Here is a 20547-nt window from a genome sequence, read left to right on the forward strand (position 1 = left end):
AGCTCACAGCTTCAGAGACTGCCGGAAAGGGAGGAACTTATGATTACATTATTTCGCATTGATTTTAGATTGCTGCACTTTCAGACAGCACAGGTTTGGCCTCAGAAAACCGGCGCCAATGAGATCGTTGTCGCCAATGACAGTGTTGCCAAGGATGCGCTGAGAATCAGTTTGATGAAAATGTCAGCTCCGCATGGCTGTAAACTTAAAATTATACCGGTTGCGGAGGCAATCACATATCTGAACAGTGAGGCAAGCAAGGAACGCAAGATTGAATTGCTTGTGGAAACCACCCATGACGCACTGCGGATCGCGGAGGCGGTAGAAGGCATCACAGCTTTAAATGCGGCGCTGATGAAGGGCGGTGAAGGCAAAAAGATGGTTAGTCCGTCATTAGCCTTTGCACCAGAAGATTTTGAGAATTTCAGAAAAATCTTAGCCAAAGGGATACGGGTAGAATCTTATGTGGCTCCGGATGATCGGCCGGTACCGATTGAAAAATATTTATAAATAAAAATGAGGAGGATTTATGACAACAGCACTATTATTAGGGTTAGTTTATGCGTTAGCCTGGTGTTCTGATAACTTTGCGGGCAGTTCCTATATGGATCGTCCAATCGTTGTCGGCGCGCTGACAGGTTTAGTTATGGGAAGATTCACTGAGGGCTTAATCATTGGCGGAACAATGGAGCTTGCCTGGATGGGCTTTCTGCCTTATGCCGGTATGATTACCGGTGAAACACGAATTGGTGCCATTTTGGGAACATACTTTGCGATATCGACAGGAAATTCATTTGAAGTTGCTATTTCGATCGCGCTGCCGGTAGCGATTCTGGGCGCCAATATTTCCACCACCTTTAATACGATTGGTTCTTATGTCATGCATAAATGTGATGGCTGGGCCGCAGAGGGTGAGTTTGAGAAAATCAATCGCTTTCATATCTGTTATGGGTTAATTAAATTATTATTTATGACTTCATTGGTTGTACTTGCGGTATGGCTGGGTACAGATGCCATTACCAATCTGATCAACATGATTCCAGAGGGTATCATGAATGGTTTAAGCAAGGCCTCTGATTTATTGCCGGCTGTCGGCTTTGCGATGCTGATCAATATCATGTGGGATAAACGCTTTATTCCGTTATACTTTGTCGGCTTTGCGGCGGCTGCCTATCTGGGCTTAGATGTGATGGCAATTACGATCATTACATTATGTCTAGCCTTATACCGTATGTTTATGAAGGAAGGAGAAGCCGACTATGAGTGAGAAAAAGTTTGAGATAACCAAATCAGATCTGAATAAAGTTTTCTGGCGCAGTATGCCGGTAGAGCTTTCATACAACAGTGAACGAATGCATAATTTGTTTTATATTTATTCTCTAACGCCGATTTTTAAGAAAATCTATAAAGATGATCCGGAAGGCATGAAGCAGGCATTGCTGCGCCATGTGGAATTTTATAACACAACACCGCAGATTGAACCATGGGTAGTTGGCATTACCGCTGCCTTAGAGGTACAGAATGCGGAATCGGGCAATCAGATGGGTGATACGGTTACAGCCATCAAAACAGGCTTAATGGGCCCGATATCGGTAATCGGCGATACTTTATTCTTTACGAGCGGTTTCCGTGTAATTGCGGCCAGTGTCGGCGCTGCGATGTGTATCGCCGGCAATCCATTTGGTATCCTTGTGTATTTCTTAATCTTCAACGTGCCTAATTATGTCTGTCACTGGTACGGCATTCATTATGGCTTCAAGCTGGGCAGCAGTTTCATTGATAAAGTAGTGGCGTCCGGCTTGCTGCAGAAGGTGACGGATATCGCCTTGACCGTTGGTTTGACGGTGTTAGGCGCGCTGACCTCATCGTATGTCTTCCTGTCAACGAACCTGTCTATTACTTATGATCAGGCGGAGGTTTCTCTGCAGGCAATTCTTGACGGCATCTGTCCGAATCTTTTGCCGCTTTCACTCACCTTGTTCTGCGCGTGGCTGATGCGCAAAAAGAATGTGAAGGCACCGATGCTGATGGTTACGGTTATTGTGGTAGGCGTTATTCTTGGCGCTTTTGGTATTATTTAAAGTCGGAAAGGATTTGTAAGGTATGGAAGAAGAGAATAAACACGCGATGATGGAATGCATCATGGCTGAGCCTGAATTGATCCGCACCCTGATTGCGCATCGCAAGCAATTAAGCAGAGAATTTGTGGCATTGTTTTTGAAGCATCCGATTAAGAAGATTTACTTCAGCGGTCAGGCTTCAGGCACTTATATCGGCATGATGCTGAAACCGATGATTGAGGAGTTGCTGGCAATCGAAGTTACCGTTACAAATCCAGCTGCTTTTTTAGAACATGAGCAGTTTAATGTGAATGGTGTTTATCGTCCTGATGAAATGGCCATGCTATGTCCGGCGCATTCAGGATCTACAAAGGGACCAGTGAGAATGGCTGAAATCGCTCAGCAATTAGGGATTCCCGTCATTTGTACCACCTATGATATTCATTCTGAATTAGCGAAACGCAGCACAGTGGTAATTGACAAAATGTCCTATGAGGAAGCATCTTATATTGAAACGAAGGGACATATCGCTTCGCTGACCATTTTCTTTCTCTGTATCTTAGAAACCGCTTATGCGTATGGTAAGCTGAGTCAAGGCGAATATGAACAATGGATCAGTGATTTTGAAAAGCTGCCGGCGGCTTGTGAGGACTGCATCATACAAACTAAAAAATGGTATGAAGCTAATAAACATATGCTGATTCATTCTAAAGCCGCCCGTTATATCGGCTTTGGATCAGGCTATGCTTTAGCGCTTGAAGGCAGTTTAAAGATTGCGGAAGCCACGGCGTTAGCACCTGTCGTTTATGAAATGGAAGAATTTATGCATCAGGGAACGACGCAGATCGAAGCGGATTCGCTCATTTTCCTGATCGCGCCTAAAGCAAAAGAATCACAGCGGTTGAGTCAGCTTTTGAAATGGTGCAGACAGTATTCAAACAATTGCGTGCTGATTGCGCATAACGATCATCCCGATCTGGACGCTGTCTCACTGCATGCAGATTTTCTTGATAAAGAGTATATTTATGTACTTGAATATCTGATTCCATTTCAGATGATTGCGCATCTGATGGCAATGGATATGGGTCTGAGCACGATTCATGCCCGCAATGATGGCGCCAGCAGTCAGCTGGAAACACATGTGAATTAGAGAGGTAAATGAATGAAATATATAATCGCGACACATGGACATTTGGCTGACGGATATGCCAGCGCAATCAAGGTACTCAGCGGCAATCAGGATATTTATACGCTTAATGCCTATGTAGATGGACAGTTTGATGTAACCGCTGCTTTGAAATCACTGCTGGATGCGTTTGAAGCAGGGGAAAAGGTTCTGATTTTTACTGATGTTATCGGCGGCAGTGTCACACAAGTCGTATCAAGACTGATCGGTGAGTATAATATCGTTTGTATCACAGGCATTAATCTGGGCTTAGTCATGGAATGTATTTTTGCCGGTGAGGCATTAAATGATCAGCGGATCGATGAAATCGTCGAAGAAGCCCGCCGTCAGATACTTTGCATCAATCATATACTTAGAAACTAAAGGATCATATCAATGGTCCTTTTTTGCATACAGCCTGTGAGCTTGACGTTTATCATGAAACACGATAAACTTATTATACAAAGATAAAAACACGAACTGGCCGGTAGTCCAGTTGCAGGAAACTGTCAGTAACCTTCCTCCTTAGGTCGTCCATTCTTTGTTCATGTATAGTTAAAGGAGGATTTATCATGAACAAAGGATCACAGTGTCTTAAGGTTTACTTTGAAGACCCTTTTTGGGTTGGCGTTATTGAGCGGCATGCGGATCATAAGCTTGAAGCTTGTAAGATTACTTTTGGAAGTGAACCAAAAGAAACGGAGCTGTTAGCCATGCTGCCGCGCTTAAGAGAACTGCCATTCAGTCCGGCGGTCAGTATCAAGGTTAAAGAGCGGTCAAAGAATTATAAACGCCGTTTAAAAGAAAGCCGCCGTGAGTTACAAAACGCATCACACTGCACGAAAGCACAGCAGGCGCTAAAGCTCAGACAGCAGGAATTGCTGAATGCGCGCAAAGCAGAGCGAAAAGAACAGAAGCAGGCAAAACAAAAAGGCAGGAAATAGAAGCTTACACAAAGATAAATGAGGCAGTAAAGGCTTAGATTCTATATCTAGGGAATTACTGCTTTTTGATTTATAGTATGAAGATATTATTTTCTTGTTGACACTGACACAGCGTCATAGTGTAAATTGTTAATATCAAGGGAGGGATAATATGAAAACAGTAAAAGAAGTATCTGAAATCAGCGGTATCAGTGTGCGCACACTGCATTATTATGACAAAATTAATTTGCTGAAGCCGACAGCTTATAGTGTATCAGGATATCGTTATTATGATGAAGAAGCACTGGCAAAACTCCAACAGATTTTATTTTTTAAAGAATTTGATTTGCCGCTGAAGGAAATTAAGATAATCATAGAAAATCCATCCTTTGATAAAAAAGCAGCATTGATTAAACAGAAACGATTATTACAAATGAAAAAACATCGGCTTGGTAATCTGATTCATTTAATTGATGATGTAATGAAAGGAGAAAATACAATGAGTTTTAAGGAATTCAGTCAGCTTGAAATTGAACAATTGTTTCAGGAATTAATTACAGATATGCGAGAAGAACAGCTACAGGCACTTACTGATCAATTTGGCAGTATAGAAGCATATCGGCAAGTATATATGAATCATGCAGGAGAGTCTAAGGCACAGCAGAATTTTAAGAAAATGATTGAATGGTATGGAAAACCGGGTGAAAATAATCAGCTTCTTAATTCATATCAGCGACGTATTGATGAGCTGTTTAAGCGTATCGCAGAGCATGAACGATTGGGCGGCGATGAGTTATCAGCTAAGCGAATGATTGGTGAATATGAGTTTGTCTGCCGGCAGCTTTATCAGGCTGTTGATGTCAAAGCGCTGTTGTGCAAACAAGCAGAACTGTTTGTTAAGGATAAAGAAATGCTCTCTGTATTAGATCAGCGTTATGGAAAAGGAAGCGCATTGGCAATCAGCCATGCAATTATGAATTTTTATAATTAAAACAAAGTATAAATTTCTAATTATCTTTTTATATTTTCTTAAATGCTCGTAAAGCCTTATTCTATGTGCTTTCGAGTATTTTTACTGTAGGAAGATACTTCACGTTTCTTTGCATATTTCCTCATGTCTTAGCTGTCAGAAGTGGTAAATAAGTAGTAAATTCATTTGTACTACTAAGCAACAAGACGCTCCTGTTGCTTCTCTTTATTCAAGCGTTTCATTTCTGCCATTGCAGAATCGAATGTTGCATGTGCGTAATAGTTCAGCGTCATGGCTATATTAGCATGTCCCATAATGTACTGTAATGCCTTTGGATTCATTCCTGCATTTGCATAGTTGGTACAGAATGTATGTCGCAAACTATGTGGAGTGATGTGTGGCAATTTATCCTCGTTATACTTATTGTATTTCTTAACAAGACCTTTCATCATGCCGTTGTAATCACTTGCCACTTTTGGATAGTTCTTTCTATTAAGAAAGAGGAAATCACTATATCCATCAATCTCAACACGCTTATCATTCTTTCGATTCGCTAACACTCGCTTAAATGCTTGATAGGCTTCTTCAACCATAGGAACTTGACGTTCGCCACTTTTGGTCTTTGGTGTTTCAATGTAGTACCCAATTTCAGTATCTCTCAATAGCTGATGGTCTATATTGACAAGACGATTCTCAAAATCTAAATCTGGAAGTGTCAAACCACCAAACTCTGAAATACGAAGACCTGTTTTTAAGAGTATCAGAATTTCATCATAATTTTTGCTGTAGGTTTTATCAGCTTTTGCAAAGGCTAACAGTTTTTCTTCCTGTTCTTCTGTTAGTACGGTCTTAGGGACAGTATCATCATCAAGAACTGCTTTCAGTTGAAAGTCAAATGGATTCTTCCGAACACAATCATCTTGTATAGCAATATAGAATGAAGCCTTTAAAGAACGTTTGTAGTTATTGATGGTTTGATAAGCATAACCATTTTCACTCATTCTAATAGCCCATTCTTTAGCGTCTGATGGCTTAATACTGTCAATACTTCTTACACCTAACTTGTCTTTCTTCAAAATATCCATAAGATATTTGCGTCCAGTTTCAGTGTTTTTTCTAACCTTTGGTCTTTGAGCGTTCTGTTTTGCGTAAAGCTGGCAGAGTGTCATTTTCTTTCCTACAACATCAATACCATCATGAATGTCTTTCTGTAACTCTGCGATTTTCTCTCTAAGTGAGATACAATCACGCTTTCCTGCTGGTACTCGGTCTGTAGCCACAAGTTTCCACGAGTAAACAAATTGCGGTTCTCCAAATGAATCTATATATTTGTATAAGTATCTTCCGTCTTTTCGTTGGCTCTCTCCAGTCTTTAAGATTCGACCTTTATTGTCACGTCTTTTTTCTGACATGGCATTTGCTCCTTTCCTTTATGGAAAGAGCCTTGATACGACTTAATACTATTTTATCATATACAAGACCCTTTGGCGACGCTAGATTGCGTCCAATGTATCTATAATTTTTTCAAATTGTTTTCGTTTAATCTGAATACGATTGCCATTCATAATCAGCCAATTTGCATTTTTATTTTCCTCTGCCAAGCGTCGTAGCTTGTTTTCGCCAATACGAAAATATTTTGACGCTTCTTCAATGGTTAGGGTATAACGTTCCCAAATAGGAATGTCAGTCTGCTTCATAAAATCCTCCTTTCCAAATCACTTATTTGGATTTCATAAAAGTTGTTTTACCAGCAATCGAACAGCTTTAGCAAAGCTCACGGGAGTTCCACCCCTGCATGGTTCTCATGTAGCCATACTCATTGCCTGCGACGGTTTTATCACGCTCGGACTATTGACTGTATGGGAGTATCATTATCACGATAAGAATGTCGTTGCAGGCAATCCTGCTAAAGATTGCTTCTCGGATCACTAACATGAATCGCTCGCTATCTTTATAAGATAGGTCATGGCGGTTAGTTCCGTTGGCTCTTTTCTTATCGAAACGTATTCGATTACTTTTATTCAGTTTTCAAAGAACAATGGCTCGTTAGCCTATCAAAACACATTGAAAGCTCAATATGCTTTGGTGGAATAACAAACCTCCCTGTTCGGGAAGCGTGGAATGGTTTAGCACGCTTCCACGAAAGGAGAGAGGATATTACTTAATTTCAAATGACAAAATCTTTGTAATCAGTCTGGTTTCCATTCTTCCACGTAAGACTTCATCAACGACCATACTTTGATTGCCATATTCATCTTTCATAAGTCGTAGGGAACGCTTCGTTATGTACCCTCTGTAATGATGTAGAATCTGGTTAATCGCTTCGGTATCGCCATCTGTTGCCTTTACAATGAGAGGAAAGGGAATCATAGGATATTGTGTTTTCATTCTTCAAATTCCTCCATAAACTTTTTAATTAAGGCTAGTCCACTGGTTCTATGCCGATAGACAGTAGAACGGTTCAATTTCAACAGGTCTGCAATTTCTGAATCGCTCATGTCCATAAAGTAAAACAGCAGTAGAATTTCACGTTTCTTGTCTGGCAACTCACGTAATGCTTCACTCAACAAATCATTTTCAACGCCTACTGATAACCCATTGAGTGTAAAAATCTGAAAGTCAGTTGAATAGTTATCTGTTGTCGCAAACTGGCTAACAAGATAATCGCCAACATCCGAAAAGGACACCTCACGCTTTGCAATCCTTGAAAGATAAAGCATATAATTCTTTCGCTCGTCTTCCATAGCACGTTTACAGATATAGTCAAACTGATTTTCTATTGTGGTCTGAAAAGAAGATGGTTTCATGTTTCTCACCCCCTTTCTGTCTAGGAAAGGAAGTGAGCCTTGCTCGTTTATCTCCTTTCACTCTTAGTCCCAATGTGAAAGGGGGATTTGTTGCATTACTGATAAATAAACTTTGTAAAAAAGTTCTGAATAGCCAAAAAAGCATATAAACAGATTTATTTCTCTGTTTACATGCTTCTGTTATTCTATCTATATGATTTATAAAACCACATTGGTGGACGTACTTATCTATTGCAGATAGACGACTTTTTTTGACAAGAACCCAATGTAAGGAAATTTATTGTATATGATGTACTTCATGGCGACGTTGACCTCCAACAAACCGCCATTTGGAAGTAATATACAATATTTTAACAGCGTAAATAGCACTACCATATAACGGTTTTTTTTATTGGCGTTTAGTAGTGCTTTTTATTAAATATAAACCTATAAACCATATAACACGTTTTTCTATACCTGTTTTTAATTCAGTAGGAACAATAAAATGTATAGAGGTGGTCTACTATGCGTAAAAAAGAAGATAAATATGATTTTAGAGCCTTTGGTTTAGCCATTAAAGAAGCTCGATTGAAACGAGGTTTAACTCGTGAACAAGTGGGAGCATTGATTGAAATTGACCCACGGTACTTAACTAATATTGAAAATAAAGGGCAACACCCCAGCATACAAGTTCTTTATGACCTTGTATCGTTACTTCATGTTTCCGTTGATGAATTTTTCTTACCTGCTAATAACTTGGTAAAAAGCACCCGACGATTACAGATAGAGAAATACATGGATAGCTTTACAGACAAAGAACTATCCTTAATGGAATCTTTAGCCAGCGGTATCAACGAAGCAAGAAACATCGAAGACTAATTAAAAGAATCCATACATAACGGAAAGAGCCGATAAAATGAGATTGTATTAATCTCATTTTATCGGCTCTGCGTCTTTGCGTCTGGCTCTGTAATCACAGTTACTTTGAACTGCTTTATTTCAATTAAATTTTCTTGTCTGCATTTCGGACAATAGAGGGGGAATTTTTTTAATTCAGTATCTTCCCTTATCTTTAATCGTGTTTTATTTCCACATACAGGACACAATATCCACTTGTAGTTTATAATAACTATCTCCTCCTTTACACTTTAATTCAAATCTTTATTAAAAAATATTTCATCTTATTTAACAAGAAACCATATTTATATAACAACATAAAATACACTAAGTTATTTTATTGAACATATATCGTACTTTATCTATCCGACTATTTGGACGACGGGGCTGGCAAACAGGTTCACCGGTAGTAACATGGTACCCTTTTAACTCTGTTAAACAAACACTACGTCCATTTGTAAAGAAAGTTAAATCACTACGATATTCTTGAATACACCGAGCAGGGATTTCTCCACTAAGAATGACCTCATTATTTTTCAATTGAGTGTCTACGATGTTCGCACAATATTTAGGAGCATCGTTGTATGCTCGTGAAAGATATTCCTGTGGCGCATAAATTTTAAAACTAAGATATGGCTCTAACAATTCTGTTCCAGCTTTTTTTAAGACTTGTTCCAATACAATAGGAGCAAGCATCCGAAAATCTGCTGGGGTACTAACAGGGCTATAGTATAAGCCATACTTAAAACAGATTTTACAGTCCGTCACATTCCAACCATACAATCCTTGTTCACAGCCATAGCGTATCCCCTCCATAACTGCATTTTGAAACGATTGATTTAAGTATCCAAGAGAAACCGAGCTCTCATACTGCATTCCACTTCCCAACGGAAGCGGTGATACAGATAAACCAATGGAAGCCCAGAAAGGATTTGGCGGCACTTCGATGTGAATGGTATATTCTGCATTTTTTAACGGTCTCTCCATATAAATGACTGTAGGCTCTTTTAGTTCTATCTCCACATGATACTTTTCTTGCAACAGTGCACTAATCACTTCCATTTGTACTTTCCCTAAGAAAGAAAGTATAATTTCATGTGTCGTAGAATCCACGTAATATCGTAGAAGCGGATCACTATCTGAGATTTCCAAAAGGGCATCAAGCAACATTTCTCTCTGTTCAGGTTTACTCGGTTCAACAGTTGTTTGTAGTAGAGGGTGCGGATTTTCAATCTTTTTTCTCTGTGGCAATAGTTTTGTATCTCCAAGAACACTATTTAACTTCAAAAACTCATTTTGCAAAATAACAATTTCTCCAGAATAAGCTCTATCAATCTTACATAATTCACCATTTATTGAAGTATACATTTCTGTAACTTTTATTTTTTCTTTTTCTGATACTCTAACCGAATCTCGTAAATGTAGTACTCCACTATAAAGGCGTATATATGCAAGACGTTGTCTTTTTTTTGTATATTCAATTTTGAAAACATTTCCGCAAAGTTCAGACGGACCTCGATGTGTTGATGAATAAAATTTATTAGTAATAACTTCTATAAGGTTATCAATCCCTATATTACTTTTTGCACTTCCATGATAAAGAGGGAACAGAGAACAATTCTGAAATCTTATGCTTTCCTCTTGTTCGAGTTCCAATGCTTCTAATGATTTACCGGACATATATTTCTCTAAAAGGTCATCGTTTCCCTCTATTACCGTATCCCATTGTTCAGATTCGGTAAAGTTCGTCACACACATATTAGGATACAGTTCTACCTTCTGTTTGATTACAATTTCGGCAGAAAGTTTCTCTTTAATATCCTGATAAACCGTTGATAAATCAATTCCATTTTGGTCAATCTTATTGATAAAAAAGATTGTGGGAATCCCCATTTTCCTAAGTGCATGAAATAATATACGAGTTTGTGCTTGTACGCCATCTTTTGCAGAAATCAGTAGAATTGCCCCATCTAAAACTGATAATGAACGATATACTTCTGCTAAGAAATCCATATGTCCTGGCGTGTCTATGATGTTCACCTTCGTATTTTCCCACTGAAAAGAGGTTATTCCTGTCTGAATTGTAATTCCTCTCTGACGTTCTAAAAGCGTATTATCCGTCCTCGTTGTACCTTTGTCCACGCTTCCTAATTCTGTAATCGCTCCACTGTTATATAATAAGCTTTCTGTTAAGGTAGTTTTTCCTGCATCAACATGAGCTAAAACTCCAATATTAATAATTTTCATGTGATTTTCCTCCATTCAAAAACCCAAAAGGGCATAAAAATCCCAGTGATAAATACTTTTATCACTGGGATTTTTATGCATAACCATAGGCATACAAAGCATACAGATATTCTCCGGATACTTTAGAATCACATGATAAAGGTATTCTTAAACTGGGTACAAAAAACTAAGCCCTCCTAAAAAAGGACATCCAATTATTTGTTCCCACTATCAAATTGACAGTTTATTTAAGAATACCTTGCCGCATATTTATTAACTCCTTTTAAATAGATACTTAAATAATAGCACGTAAGAGCATATTTGTAAAGGAATCTCCAATTTTTTATCAAAGAGAGTACGTGATTACAAAATAGCTGTAATAATGTACCAATATTTGTTATTCTATAATCTTCCAATTACTCCCGTTCTTTTCAAGTACCAAATCAAATTGAGATACCTGCGTTGCTTTGGTCTGCTGGTCGATATACTCCACTGTCAGCGATACCGTGACTTGATTATCCTTACGATTGTGAATAGGATTTACCAGTTCTTGAAAGATGTACTCTTTTCCGATTGGTTTTAATATCCCGTCATTCACATAGTAGGAAAGTTCACTGGCTGTCGCTGTAGGATAGAGCTTGAAGAACGTCGTTAAAAACTCATTGATTTCATTGGTTGTAATGGAATCAACCGTCCCCTCACTTTCAATGGCTTTTGGTTTATAACTTGATTTCTTAGGTATGTTGGTAATGGTCGGATTCTTAACCAGTACCATATTTCCAGAACCATCTACATAGACACTCACTATATAAGCAGAGTGGACGGTCTTTGTATTTTCTCCCTCTGTAATGAGCTGGTCTACACTGTAGGTTACATTAAACTCATTGTCGCCAGTTGGCTCTACCGTCCATATCTGAAATCCTCTTACAGAAGACGATACAGGAATATCTTTGCGTACTGTATCAACATTGAGAGCTTGAAGTTCATCTGTCAGATAGCCTTTTAGACTTTCCATTCGATTATCAATGGACTTATCGGATTGCTCCCATGAATAGTAGACTTTCGCAAAGTTCTCTACAAAATTTTCTACATGATGAGTATCAACGTATTCCTTTTCTATGATAGTTGTTTCGTGAATAGTATGAGTATCTATAGCTGTAAAGTGCTTGAATATCGCAAAGCTGAAACTAAGCCCTAAAAGTACCCACAAGGCAATCACAACCTTTTTATGAGGATTGACCTTATAGACACGAGGTTTCTTTTCCTTTGGTATCTGTTTTTCTTTATTCTGATTTTTTCTAAATTTCATCATTAAATCTTCCTTTCTCATTGTTTGATTCGTCCTGCTCCCACTAAATGCTGTTGCCAGTAGGGGCTTGTTAAGTCGGCATAACCGATTGGGTCGCCTGCATGAAACATACGGTTATTGCCAAGGTATATCCCAACATGAGTAATATAAGAGCCAGCGTTATAGGTAGAATGAAAGAAAACCAAATCGCCAGCTTGTGCTTCCGATAGTGGGATATGCTGGGTCACATCATATTGCTGTTGTGCGGTTCGTGGTAAGTTAATTCCAGCTTTTCCATACGTCCATTGTGTCAGTCCGCTACAATCAAAAGAAGTAGTCGGGGAAGCTCCACCGTAAACGTATCGCCAGCCCTCATATTTCAGTGCTTCGTCCATGATGGCTTGTACCGTATCATCATCAAACTCTGTTGTGACAAGATACTGCGTTACCAGTTGCACATAAAACATATTGCCATAGTTGTATCGCCAGCCCCCATTGATAGGTATGGCTATGGGATTGGGGTAAGACACTTTTTCGCCACCTGAATACTCTTTTGAGAAACTTTGAGCCAGTTCAAAGGTATATTTATTTCCACGATTAGCCACATACCCTAAGAAACCACCACCATAATTGTAGGACTGGATAACCGATTCTAAATCTACACTGAGCCTTTCGCTACTGGCTAATAATTCACTGAAATACTTCACACCTTGCTTAATGGATTCTTCTGTACTCAATGAATTAGGTGGAAGACCGAGGGATTCCGAGGACTGCATAACATCTTCCGCAGTACCGCCCGATTCCACCTGTATAATCGCAAGAAGTATGTTGACATATTCTTCAACGCCATATTCTTTGGCATATTTTTCTACCATAGGCTTATGAGCCAGCACTTCTGCGGAAACATTCACACCTCCATAATGAATATTGGAAATTCCGCTGTCCTGTTCATCTGAAAATAAAATGGCAACAAACAGAAGCAGTGAGAAGACCATCAAGAATAATCCAGAACCACCAATCACTAAAGTTTTCAACTTCATGGTTTCTTACCGACTTTCTTAATGGTGGCGGTTTTGATTGGTGGTCTACTTCTTGTATTTTGTAGTGGTACTCTTTGAACAGTAGACGGACGTTCTTTTGTGATTGGACGTTGTGAAGTTCTATCTGCTGTAGTGGTTGAAGTTGCTGGCTTTTGAACGGTTTTTTCTTGAACGGTATTGCCTTGGCGTTCCACTTTTGGACTTGAAAAATCGGACTTAACTGCTGGACGCTCTTGTTTGGCTTGTTGAGATTCCTTATATGAAGTCTGAATATTAGACTGTTTTGAGGTCTGTTCATCATGATATTGTTCTTGTCTTGTAGTCGGTCTTTCATGAACAGAAGAAGCAGGCTGTTTTTTCTGTTTGACCTGTTCCATTTCAGAGCGACGCTTCGCAATGGTTTTTCGCCTTTGTTCCTGCTGTTCCTTGCGTCCACTGGCTCTGTCCGCTTTGGTTTGAGAAATACTACTGGTTAAATCACGGACATTCTCTTTTACTTTGGATTTTCCTTGATATACTGCATATCTTGCATTGGTCGGCAAATCTTTAACCTGTTCTTTCAAACCACTAGCAGTGTCTACCATTCTGTCTTTGGTATCAGCTACTGTACCGATGGTTTGACCGATACGTTTTCCAAGTGTTGATTTTTCCTTTCCGTCTGGTCGGGAGTGATCTGCTTGTGTCCTTGCAGAACTCCCCGAACCCGACTGTCCTTTTTTACCTGTAACAATGGCAGACCCAGCCCCTAGAGTAGTCATGGAACGTCCAAGTTTCCGCTGTAGACGGTGCATGTGAGCGTGCATAAGCATACGAGGTTTTCTCATCACACGACTTCCCACACTTTGAGAATCGTTACTCTGTAGAGAAAACATACTCATTAAATCGCCCAGCTTGAAGTAGATTCCTGCAAAGGTCACAATCTGTAGAAAAGCAATCAAAAAGAACGGATAACCAGCCGATAAGGTATAGAGCATGGTTGAAATACTAAATGCTGTCGTAATAATCAATGTGATTCCAGCTCGTGTCAAAATGGTATTAAAGAGCTTTGTTATGGCTCGTTTTGACATACCATCAAATGATGGAATCATGCTTAAAATAAAGCTCACAGGCAGAAACATAGCATAGATGATAAAAAGTACCTGCGAGAAAATCATGATTCCTGTTAATAGGAATACAAATATGGAAATCCCAATATTGAAGACAAATAGGAAGAAGACTGTACCTAAACGGTTAATGGTCTTTGTAATGGTTAGATTGGTATTGCTTCTGTCTTCAATTTCTTCCGCAACAATTTTTTCTCTGTCTTCGCCATTGTTGGAATCTGGGCTGGTGGAGAGCAGGCTTTCCACACGGTCAATACCGATACTTTCAATGTCTGAACTGTTGTATTGAAGCAGTAGCCACGGTTGCTGAACCTGTATGGAAAACAGGCTATCTCTGATTAAGTCCACGCTGTCCTTGCCTTGACTATCGGAATGGGGCATGACAATCTTCGTGCCAAGTGATAAACTGGCATTACTGATGTCTGATGAAAAGTCATTGATTTTTTTAATGTAGTCGGGAGCGTAGGCAATAAAGGAAGCCGATAGGATAAACACCAGCACAAAATTCATAATGGCATGAATTGCCTTTGTGGTTTCTCTCTTTATCAGTCCCGTATAGGCAACATAAACCCCAAGAACCAAAATCAAGAGTAAGAGGAATCCAACATAGAAACCCTCTGTTGAAAATCCGTTTGCACTCACACCAGCTAAGGTCTGCATATTCTTACCAATGGAATCTGCTGTAGCGGAAATGAAGTCTAAGGAATAGGCTTCCTGTACTAAGTAACCTGTCGCATTGGAAACATACAAACTGATTGTCCAAATAAAATTGGTAATGGCATATAGTCCATACATGACCTGTTTTCCAATCCCGTCCGACCAGTTCCACGGAAGCCAGCCCCAGCTATTATCCACATAAAAATCCAGTTGATAGTTTTCAAGTGGGTATCGGCTGTATTCATTTGCCACATTGACCGTATCATCTACCAAGCCCGCAGCTTGAACCACCGTTCCCAGCATGGCTAAAAGAAAAATGGCAATCACAAGTGTGAAAGCCACTGTCATTGCCACTTTACCTAGACGTTTCAGCGTCCAGTTTGATTTTATTCTGTTTACTATTGATGGTTTCACATTTACACCTCTTTTCGCACAGGTGGTCTGGTATCAAAGGCATGGAGCAGTTCTTCAAATACAGGGTGGAACTGTATCACACCGACACGACCATATAAATCACTGATAAGGCATTGCCCGTTTTCCAAATCACGCAATCGCTTCTGATTGTTTTCGTCCTCTGGGTCTACACCAAAAAAGGCTAAGGTCTTTTTAATCTCGTTAAGGTCAGTGGAACGAAATGCAAATTTTAAGCCGAGGTTATTTTTCAGTTTTTCATCTAAGAGGTCGTCTGTATTTTGGGTCACGAAATATACCCCAGCGTTCATAGCACGACCAGCCCGAACCAGCTTCATAGATAGTGTTTTTCCTTGTGCTACCTGTAAAAAGCTCCATGCTTCGTCTAAATCTACAATCTTGAAAATGCTTCGGTCTGTATGGATAAAGTCTAAAGCAAAGGTACTAATGACAATCAGCATAGCAACGGATAAAAGCTCCATAGTGGTATATTCCTCAAAGGAAGTTTCCTTGTCGGGAAGTACCAAGTCCGCAACCTGTATAATGTTCAGTTGTTTTTCTAAGCTGATAGACTGCTCCACATAACCATTACTGAATAATAAATGTGCAAAGTCATAGTCTGTAAAACTTTCGATATGGTCGGCTATACTGGTACTTAGTGGCGTATTCTCAACCCGTAATTCCTCAATCACTTTCATCAACCCTCGTACTTCACTATTGGTTACTGCACGAATGGCTTTTCTAAGGATTGGGAAGCGTTCCCCATCACGAGAGGAAATCCCCGTAAGGAATGTCAGAATATCAATAGCCAGTGATTCAGAATCTTTGGGATTTTTCATAATCACATAAGGGTCAAGTAAGCCTTTGTTTTTCTCATCAGAAGTCAGAGTGACGATATTGATTTCATGGGAAATCTCTGGCAAGGTTTCTTTCCATCTGCCACGTTCTGCTTTTGGGTCTACAATCACTGCTTGTGCCCCATAAAGCACCGCATAATAGACGATAAGGTTATTCGCAAAGGATTTACCACCACCCAGCGAACCAACAAAAGCCGACGCTAACGCATTGGTTACTGAACCCTTAACCCCTTGACTGGCAAGAGCAGGTTTCAGATAGACATTGCGTCCAGTATCTAAGCTGTAGCCAACATAAATCCCCTCATTTTCCCCCAGCATTTGAGTAGCACCAAAACCTAAACCAGCGAGGAAATCAGAGGTCACGTATTGAATATAATCATTCATATAACGCTTGCTGGCAGGTAAAAATTCTTCATGTAAGCCGAGCATATCCCCAAATGGTCGTACCAGTTTTACGCTTAAATCGTCATAAAAATCTTTCACTTCATTACAACGACGTTTGAGTTCGTCAAGATCATTTGCTGATACCCTTACCACATAAGACAGCTTGTACATAGATTCCTTGCTTTGGTCTAAATTGGTTTCCAGCTCATTCACACTTTCCAGAGCTTCCGCCACATTGGAGCTGGTTTCATTATCACTTTGCCAAGCGTGGTTATCCAAGTCTTTCAGTTCTTTCTTTTTATTGCGGACAGTAGATAGGGCTTTACGATTCGCTACAATTTCCACATTCATTGACGTATCAATCGGGAATGTAAATTGCTGTTGCTGGTAGTAGAAGATTTCAGAGGACGGGAAGTCCAGTTCTCCGACAATGCTGTTAATGGTAAAGTAAGCTACATAGACGGTTTCATCTTCCTGCTGGATTTTCAAATATCGCTGTTTTTCTTCCACCAAACAGCGAGTAGGCTTAATCAAGTCATAGTATTTAATCAGCGTTTCATTATCCAGCTTTTTCTTTGATAGATGGTACTCATACTCTTCATAGGCAGTGCCTGTCTGTCCGTAAAGGTGTTCAATCAGATAGCCGAAGTCGTCCTTATCTAACCTGCGGATTTTGAAACGACGAGAGATTTTATTTTCTAAGAGCTTTTCCATCTTCTGAAAACGCAGGATTTCATCATTACTCATACTAACAAAATCGCCCATCAGCTTATGGTTCACATCATAGACAAAATCAGACAAAGCATTTTTTGCTTCAACGGTAAGACTTTTCATAGAAAACTCCTGATCGTTGAGAAGCAACTTAAAGCCGATAAAGAAACGGTAGTTCACTTGATTTTCGCCAATCATGGATATTAAAGCGTCTGTCTGTTGGTCGATTTTGTCATAGGCAACCGCTTTGAGCTTGCCAGTGACTTCATTTTTGGAACGCTCTTGTGCAGAACGTATGCTGGATTCTGTACTGATTTGTAAAGCATGAATTTTGCCATCACGATTTTGTGCGATAAGCTGTCTGAAAGAATCATGCACTTGTATTTTCTGTTCTGGACTTAGAAATGAGTAATTGTAAGGAACAAGCTCATAGTAAGCATAACATTCCCCGTCTTTATTCCAGACGAGATTGTTTTCAATGTATTTAATTGGATATGCCATAAAATTCACTCCTAACTGCTGTAATGGCTTCTTGTGGCTGGTTTCTGCCAAGCGTTACTTTTTTTCCTGCATAGGTCAGCTTTGGTCGCAGTGCATAAGCAATGACAGACTTCAAAAATCCATAAGGCTTTTTACCATCAAAAGTTTTTGTAGACATAAACCATGTGAAAGCCACAGGAATCCCAAAGTATTTGAGAAATGCTCCCTCTATCATGGAAAGAGGGGGCAAGTTGCCAAGTATCATCACTGCAAAGAGTGACACGACAAACCATGTCATTTGCGTAAAGGTTATGGGAAACGGAAGTCTAAAATCATTGATAGAATACAGTACCTTTTCCACAGACCAGATACTGGTATAGCTTCGTATTTTCTTCATGTAATCAATCCTTTCATAAAAAATAGGGGTAGCTGATTGAGCCACCCCGTAAAATAGAAAATCTGCCAGTAGTAATGTACCGACAGATTTAATAGACGATTTCAAAAATCCCATGATTGGTTGAGATAAACGTTCCTGAAAGGTCTAAATCCCGACCATAGGCTTGATAATCAATATAGTTTTGAAGACTAGCTGGTACTTCGCCTAAAGCACCCGTTTCTTCAATGTAGTAGCGTGCCACGTCATACATATCATCACAATCGGAATGAATGATAATATCCTCTTGATGTTCGCTTAGTTCTTCAATGCTTGAAAAATGAGTGAGCAGAGCAGATAGCTCCGATTGTAATTCTTCGGGTAATTCCGATACCATTTCCCATAGTCGATTGAGTTCGCCAATGGAAGTGTATTCGTCAACCGTAAAGGGTAACTCGTAGTCATGAATGGCGTATTCCTCATATTCATCATTCAAGCCGATTTTCTCTTTGACTTCCTCAAAGTCAATGGGAAAGGTAAACCACGCACCGACCAATTCGCCCTCATTGTATTTGCCTAAATTCGCAATATAGACTTGCATATCGTCCATATATTCACGTCCTTTCTTTGTAGAGATTCAAAAATCCCTACCGCACTTCGTTTGGTGTACCATTCCTTTGCGGAACATAAGAAAACCACTTATATTCCACAAAAGAACGGTTTTATTTAAGCACCAATAATGCGATTGAATAGCTCTAGTAAAATGTCTTTTACTCCAGCAGCGTTGAAGACTAAGCCAACCGCAATAATCGCAATAATTAAAAAGCCAATCAGTTTGCTAAACTCACGCTTGAAGCCAAGATACAAGCCAATCACAACGATTGCTAAAAGCACCAGTGATTGAGCGTTTGATAGAAACCAGTTATAAAGGTTTTGTCCAAAATTCATAAAAATGTTCTCCTCTCTATATTCAATGAATTTGTATTTGAGTTATTTTTTTGTTGTTATCACGTCCTGTTCTTTTACTGACTGTTGCTTCAAAATCTGCTTGTGTCGGTCTGTCAGTTTCGCATGGTCGAGAATGTCTTTTACAACCTGCGTCTGGTTGATTTCATCAAGTTTAATCGCAACCTTTAAGGTCGGGGCAACTTGATGAGATAGCCAGTTCAGCGTCCTTTGGAAGGAGTAAGGCTCTGGTTTTGTGGTTAGTTTTAATCGTTCACGATTGTTCCCAATAAACCAAGCCCATTCTTCATTCAGTTTCCAATCAGAACGAGGTTTGGAATCGTCTTTATCTACAAAACGGATATACCGATTGATAATTTTAAAGGCGGTATGCTCTGGATTGTCATAGACGAGTAAATCACGGACTGCATAATAGGCACGCTCATTTTTCAATCGAATCTCAAAACGGTTTTTTACTTCTGCGTCTTCAATGGGAATATCATTTTTCTTGTACTGCTCGTAGTCCTTTTCATAGATACAGAAATAAACTTCACTTTGTAATGAACCGATATAGAGGGTGTTTCCCATACATTCCTTTTCCTCTTTGCGTACCAGTTCGCCACTGCGATAGCTTTTAAAACTGCGGAAGACGGAGATACATTCTTCCTGTTGGCACTTTTCAGTGAGTACAGGGATATTTAAAATCCCTGTCTTATCGTTAATGGCAAGGTCAAGGCGTTTCATCACACCGCCAGCCACCAAAACGTCCATAAAGAACTCATACCAGCTTCTTTGTTGTGCCAGAAGATAGCTTTCAAATTGTCTGCACCCACGACCTTTCAATTCCACCAGAACTCCTTTGTCCAGTTCATGGGAGCAAAGGACGAATATGTCGCCTAAAGCATAATGCTCTGAATAAGAATAGAAACCATAGTCCTCATGAAGAAAATAGGACAGTTTCAGTTGTAAGATGTTTTCGACCACCTGCTGTACGTCTGTTGTCGGAAAGCGAATTCTTACATAATCAAACAGCATTTCAAGGGGAGCGTCGGGATTGAAGCGTTCCAGAGCTTCCCAAAGGGACTGCTGTAAATCCTCTGATGGCTTGACTTTTCCTGTTTCAATATCGCTTAGATACTGCCTTGTAATACCAGTCGCAACAGCTAAACGGTTTTGAGATAGTCCATAAGCCAAGCGTTTTTCTTTTAAATGCTGTAACCAAGTTTGTTCATTCAGTAAAAATCCCTCCAATCAAAAAGGCGTATGTCAAC

Annotated in this window: 23 protein-coding genes; 8 read left to right on the top strand and 15 right to left on the bottom strand. The window is 39.6% G+C overall.

The features are described 5' to 3' along the window. Positions 1–39 precede the first annotated feature (39 nt). From DWZ33_RS08895 to DWZ33_RS08925, 7 genes are all read left to right on the top strand, one after another. Complete coding sequence (locus DWZ33_RS08895; RefSeq protein WP_022938006.1) at positions 40–510, top strand: PTS sugar transporter subunit IIB; 471 nt, start codon at positions 40–42, stop codon at positions 508–510. A gap of 19 nt (positions 511–529) precedes the next feature. Beyond that, a complete protein-coding gene (locus DWZ33_RS08900; RefSeq protein ID WP_022938005.1) occupies positions 530–1267 on the top strand; it encodes a PTS mannose/fructose/sorbose/N-acetylgalactosamine transporter subunit IIC in 738 nt (245 codons plus the stop codon). Further along, complete coding sequence (locus DWZ33_RS08905) at positions 1260–2081, top strand: PTS system mannose/fructose/sorbose family transporter subunit IID (RefSeq protein ID WP_022938004.1); 822 nt, start codon at positions 1260–1262, stop codon at positions 2079–2081. The genes DWZ33_RS08900 and DWZ33_RS08905 overlap by 8 nt, the downstream gene beginning before the upstream one ends. A gap of 22 nt (positions 2082–2103) precedes the next feature. Beyond that, positions 2104–3210, top strand: coding sequence for an SIS domain-containing protein (locus tag DWZ33_RS08910; protein WP_118454569.1), 1107 nt, complete (start codon positions 2104–2106; stop codon positions 3208–3210). A 12-nt stretch (positions 3211–3222) separates the two neighbouring features. Beyond that, positions 3223–3609: a PTS sugar transporter subunit IIA gene (locus DWZ33_RS08915; RefSeq protein WP_118454570.1), complete on the top strand. Its 387-nt coding sequence runs from the start codon at positions 3223–3225 to the stop codon at positions 3607–3609. Between the two features lie 188 nt (positions 3610–3797). Then, complete coding sequence (locus DWZ33_RS08920; RefSeq protein WP_118454571.1) at positions 3798–4169, top strand: YjdF family protein; 372 nt, start codon at positions 3798–3800, stop codon at positions 4167–4169. Between the two features lie 151 nt (positions 4170–4320). Further along, a complete protein-coding gene (locus tag DWZ33_RS08925) occupies positions 4321–5139 on the top strand; it encodes a MerR family transcriptional regulator (protein WP_118454572.1) in 819 nt (272 codons plus the stop codon). A 173-nt stretch (positions 5140–5312) separates the two neighbouring features. On the opposite strand, the gene DWZ33_RS08930 is transcribed toward DWZ33_RS08925, so the two are convergent. The 4 genes from DWZ33_RS08930 to DWZ33_RS08950 form a co-directional block, all read right to left on the bottom strand. Then, positions 5313–6530, bottom strand: a complete 1218-nt coding sequence (locus tag DWZ33_RS08930; protein WP_001291561.1) for a tyrosine-type recombinase/integrase — start codon at positions 6528–6530, stop codon at positions 5313–5315. Positions 6531–6611: 81 nt separating this feature from the next. Continuing rightward, positions 6612–6815 carry an excisionase gene (locus DWZ33_RS08935; protein WP_000814511.1) on the bottom strand — a complete coding sequence of 68 codons (204 nt, stop codon included), beginning with the start codon at positions 6813–6815 and terminating at the stop codon, positions 6612–6614. A 460-nt stretch (positions 6816–7275) separates the two neighbouring features. Beyond that, entirely contained in the window at positions 7276–7506 is a 231-nt protein-coding gene (locus tag DWZ33_RS08945) for a helix-turn-helix domain-containing protein (protein WP_000857133.1), read from the bottom strand. Continuing rightward, positions 7503–7925: a sigma-70 family RNA polymerase sigma factor gene (locus DWZ33_RS08950; protein WP_000804885.1), complete on the bottom strand. Its 423-nt coding sequence runs from the start codon at positions 7923–7925 to the stop codon at positions 7503–7505. The genes DWZ33_RS08945 and DWZ33_RS08950 overlap by 4 nt, the downstream gene beginning before the upstream one ends. 504 nt (positions 7926–8429) lie before the next feature. Between DWZ33_RS08950 and DWZ33_RS08960 the strand changes: the two genes are divergently transcribed. Beyond that, a complete protein-coding gene (locus tag DWZ33_RS08960; RefSeq protein WP_001227347.1) occupies positions 8430–8783 on the top strand; it encodes a helix-turn-helix transcriptional regulator in 354 nt (117 codons plus the stop codon). 59 nt (positions 8784–8842) lie between these two features. On the opposite strand, the gene DWZ33_RS08965 is transcribed toward DWZ33_RS08960, so the two are convergent. The 11 genes from DWZ33_RS08965 to mobT form a co-directional block, all read right to left on the bottom strand. Then, on the bottom strand, positions 8843–9010 hold the full coding sequence (locus tag DWZ33_RS08965; RefSeq protein ID WP_000336323.1) for a cysteine-rich KTR domain-containing protein: 168 nt from the start codon (positions 9008–9010) through the stop codon (positions 8843–8845). 118 nt (positions 9011–9128) lie between these two features. Next, a complete protein-coding gene (gene tet(M) / locus DWZ33_RS08970) occupies positions 9129–11048 on the bottom strand; it encodes a tetracycline resistance ribosomal protection protein Tet(M) (RefSeq protein WP_000691736.1) in 1920 nt (639 codons plus the stop codon). Positions 11049–11063: 15 nt separating this feature from the next. Further along, entirely contained in the window at positions 11064–11150 is an 87-nt protein-coding gene (locus DWZ33_RS08975; protein WP_012386611.1) for a tetracycline resistance determinant leader peptide, read from the bottom strand. Between the two features lie 274 nt (positions 11151–11424). Next, complete coding sequence (locus DWZ33_RS08980; protein ID WP_001224318.1) at positions 11425–12357, bottom strand: conjugal transfer protein; 933 nt, start codon at positions 12355–12357, stop codon at positions 11425–11427. After that, positions 12354–13349, bottom strand: a complete 996-nt coding sequence (locus DWZ33_RS08985; RefSeq protein ID WP_001842741.1) for a bifunctional lytic transglycosylase/C40 family peptidase — start codon at positions 13347–13349, stop codon at positions 12354–12356. Before DWZ33_RS08985 ends, DWZ33_RS08980 begins: the two co-directional genes overlap by 4 nt. A 2-nt stretch (positions 13350–13351) precedes the next feature. Continuing rightward, positions 13352–15529 carry a CD3337/EF1877 family mobilome membrane protein gene (locus DWZ33_RS08990; protein ID WP_000804748.1) on the bottom strand — a complete coding sequence of 726 codons (2178 nt, stop codon included), beginning with the start codon at positions 15527–15529 and terminating at the stop codon, positions 13352–13354. A 2-nt stretch (positions 15530–15531) separates the two neighbouring features. After that, complete coding sequence (gene tcpF, locus DWZ33_RS08995) at positions 15532–17979, bottom strand: conjugal transfer ATPase TcpF (protein WP_000331160.1); 2448 nt, start codon at positions 17977–17979, stop codon at positions 15532–15534. Beyond that, positions 17963–18355, bottom strand: coding sequence for a conjugal transfer protein (locus DWZ33_RS09000; protein ID WP_000723888.1), 393 nt, complete (start codon positions 18353–18355; stop codon positions 17963–17965). The genes tcpF and DWZ33_RS09000 overlap by 17 nt, the downstream gene beginning before the upstream one ends. 88 nt (positions 18356–18443) lie before the next feature. Continuing rightward, positions 18444–18941 carry an antirestriction protein ArdA gene (locus DWZ33_RS09005; protein WP_000342539.1) on the bottom strand — a complete coding sequence of 166 codons (498 nt, stop codon included), beginning with the start codon at positions 18939–18941 and terminating at the stop codon, positions 18444–18446. A 116-nt stretch (positions 18942–19057) separates the two neighbouring features. Further along, positions 19058–19279, bottom strand: a complete 222-nt coding sequence (locus tag DWZ33_RS09010; protein WP_001009056.1) for a hypothetical protein — start codon at positions 19277–19279, stop codon at positions 19058–19060. 42 nt (positions 19280–19321) lie between these two features. Next, complete coding sequence (gene mobT / locus DWZ33_RS09015; protein ID WP_000398284.1) at positions 19322–20527, bottom strand: MobT family relaxase; 1206 nt, start codon at positions 20525–20527, stop codon at positions 19322–19324. Positions 20528–20547 lie beyond the last annotated feature (20 nt).

Origin of the sequence: Dielma fastidiosa, assembly GCF_003475485.1 — a bacterium.
GTDB classification, from domain to species: domain Bacteria; phylum Bacillota_I; class Bacilli_A; order Erysipelotrichales; family Erysipelotrichaceae; genus Dielma; species Dielma fastidiosa.

Coding starts and splice junctions, on each gene's coding strand:
- DWZ33_RS08895 (WP_022938006.1), top strand. CDS start 40: ATGATTACATTATTTCGCATTGATTTTAGATTGCTGCACTTTCAGACA.
- DWZ33_RS08900 (WP_022938005.1), top strand. CDS start 530: ATGACAACAGCACTATTATTAGGGTTAGTTTATGCGTTAGCCTGGTGT.
- DWZ33_RS08905 (WP_022938004.1), top strand. CDS start 1,260: ATGAGTGAGAAAAAGTTTGAGATAACCAAATCAGATCTGAATAAAGTT.
- DWZ33_RS08910 (WP_118454569.1), top strand. CDS start 2,104: ATGGAAGAAGAGAATAAACACGCGATGATGGAATGCATCATGGCTGAG.
- DWZ33_RS08915 (WP_118454570.1), top strand. CDS start 3,223: ATGAAATATATAATCGCGACACATGGACATTTGGCTGACGGATATGCC.
- DWZ33_RS08920 (WP_118454571.1), top strand. CDS start 3,798: ATGAACAAAGGATCACAGTGTCTTAAGGTTTACTTTGAAGACCCTTTT.
- DWZ33_RS08925 (WP_118454572.1), top strand. CDS start 4,321: ATGAAAACAGTAAAAGAAGTATCTGAAATCAGCGGTATCAGTGTGCGC.
- DWZ33_RS08930 (WP_001291561.1), bottom strand. CDS start 6,530: ATGTCAGAAAAAAGACGTGACAATAAAGGTCGAATCTTAAAGACTGGA.
- DWZ33_RS08935 (WP_000814511.1), bottom strand. CDS start 6,815: ATGAAGCAGACTGACATTCCTATTTGGGAACGTTATACCCTAACCATT.
- DWZ33_RS08945 (WP_000857133.1), bottom strand. CDS start 7,506: ATGAAAACACAATATCCTATGATTCCCTTTCCTCTCATTGTAAAGGCA.
- DWZ33_RS08950 (WP_000804885.1), bottom strand. CDS start 7,925: ATGAAACCATCTTCTTTTCAGACCACAATAGAAAATCAGTTTGACTAT.
- DWZ33_RS08960 (WP_001227347.1), top strand. CDS start 8,430: ATGCGTAAAAAAGAAGATAAATATGATTTTAGAGCCTTTGGTTTAGCC.
- DWZ33_RS08975 (WP_012386611.1), bottom strand. CDS start 11,150: ATGCTTTGTATGCCTATGGTTATGCATAAAAATCCCAGTGATAAAAGT.
- DWZ33_RS08980 (WP_001224318.1), bottom strand. CDS start 12,357: ATGAGAAAGGAAGATTTAATGATGAAATTTAGAAAAAATCAGAATAAA.
- tcpF (WP_000331160.1), bottom strand. CDS start 17,979: ATGGCATATCCAATTAAATACATTGAAAACAATCTCGTCTGGAATAAA.
- DWZ33_RS09000 (WP_000723888.1), bottom strand. CDS start 18,355: ATGAAGAAAATACGAAGCTATACCAGTATCTGGTCTGTGGAAAAGGTA.
- DWZ33_RS09005 (WP_000342539.1), bottom strand. CDS start 18,941: ATGGACGATATGCAAGTCTATATTGCGAATTTAGGCAAATACAATGAG.
- DWZ33_RS09010 (WP_001009056.1), bottom strand. CDS start 19,279: ATGAATTTTGGACAAAACCTTTATAACTGGTTTCTATCAAACGCTCAA.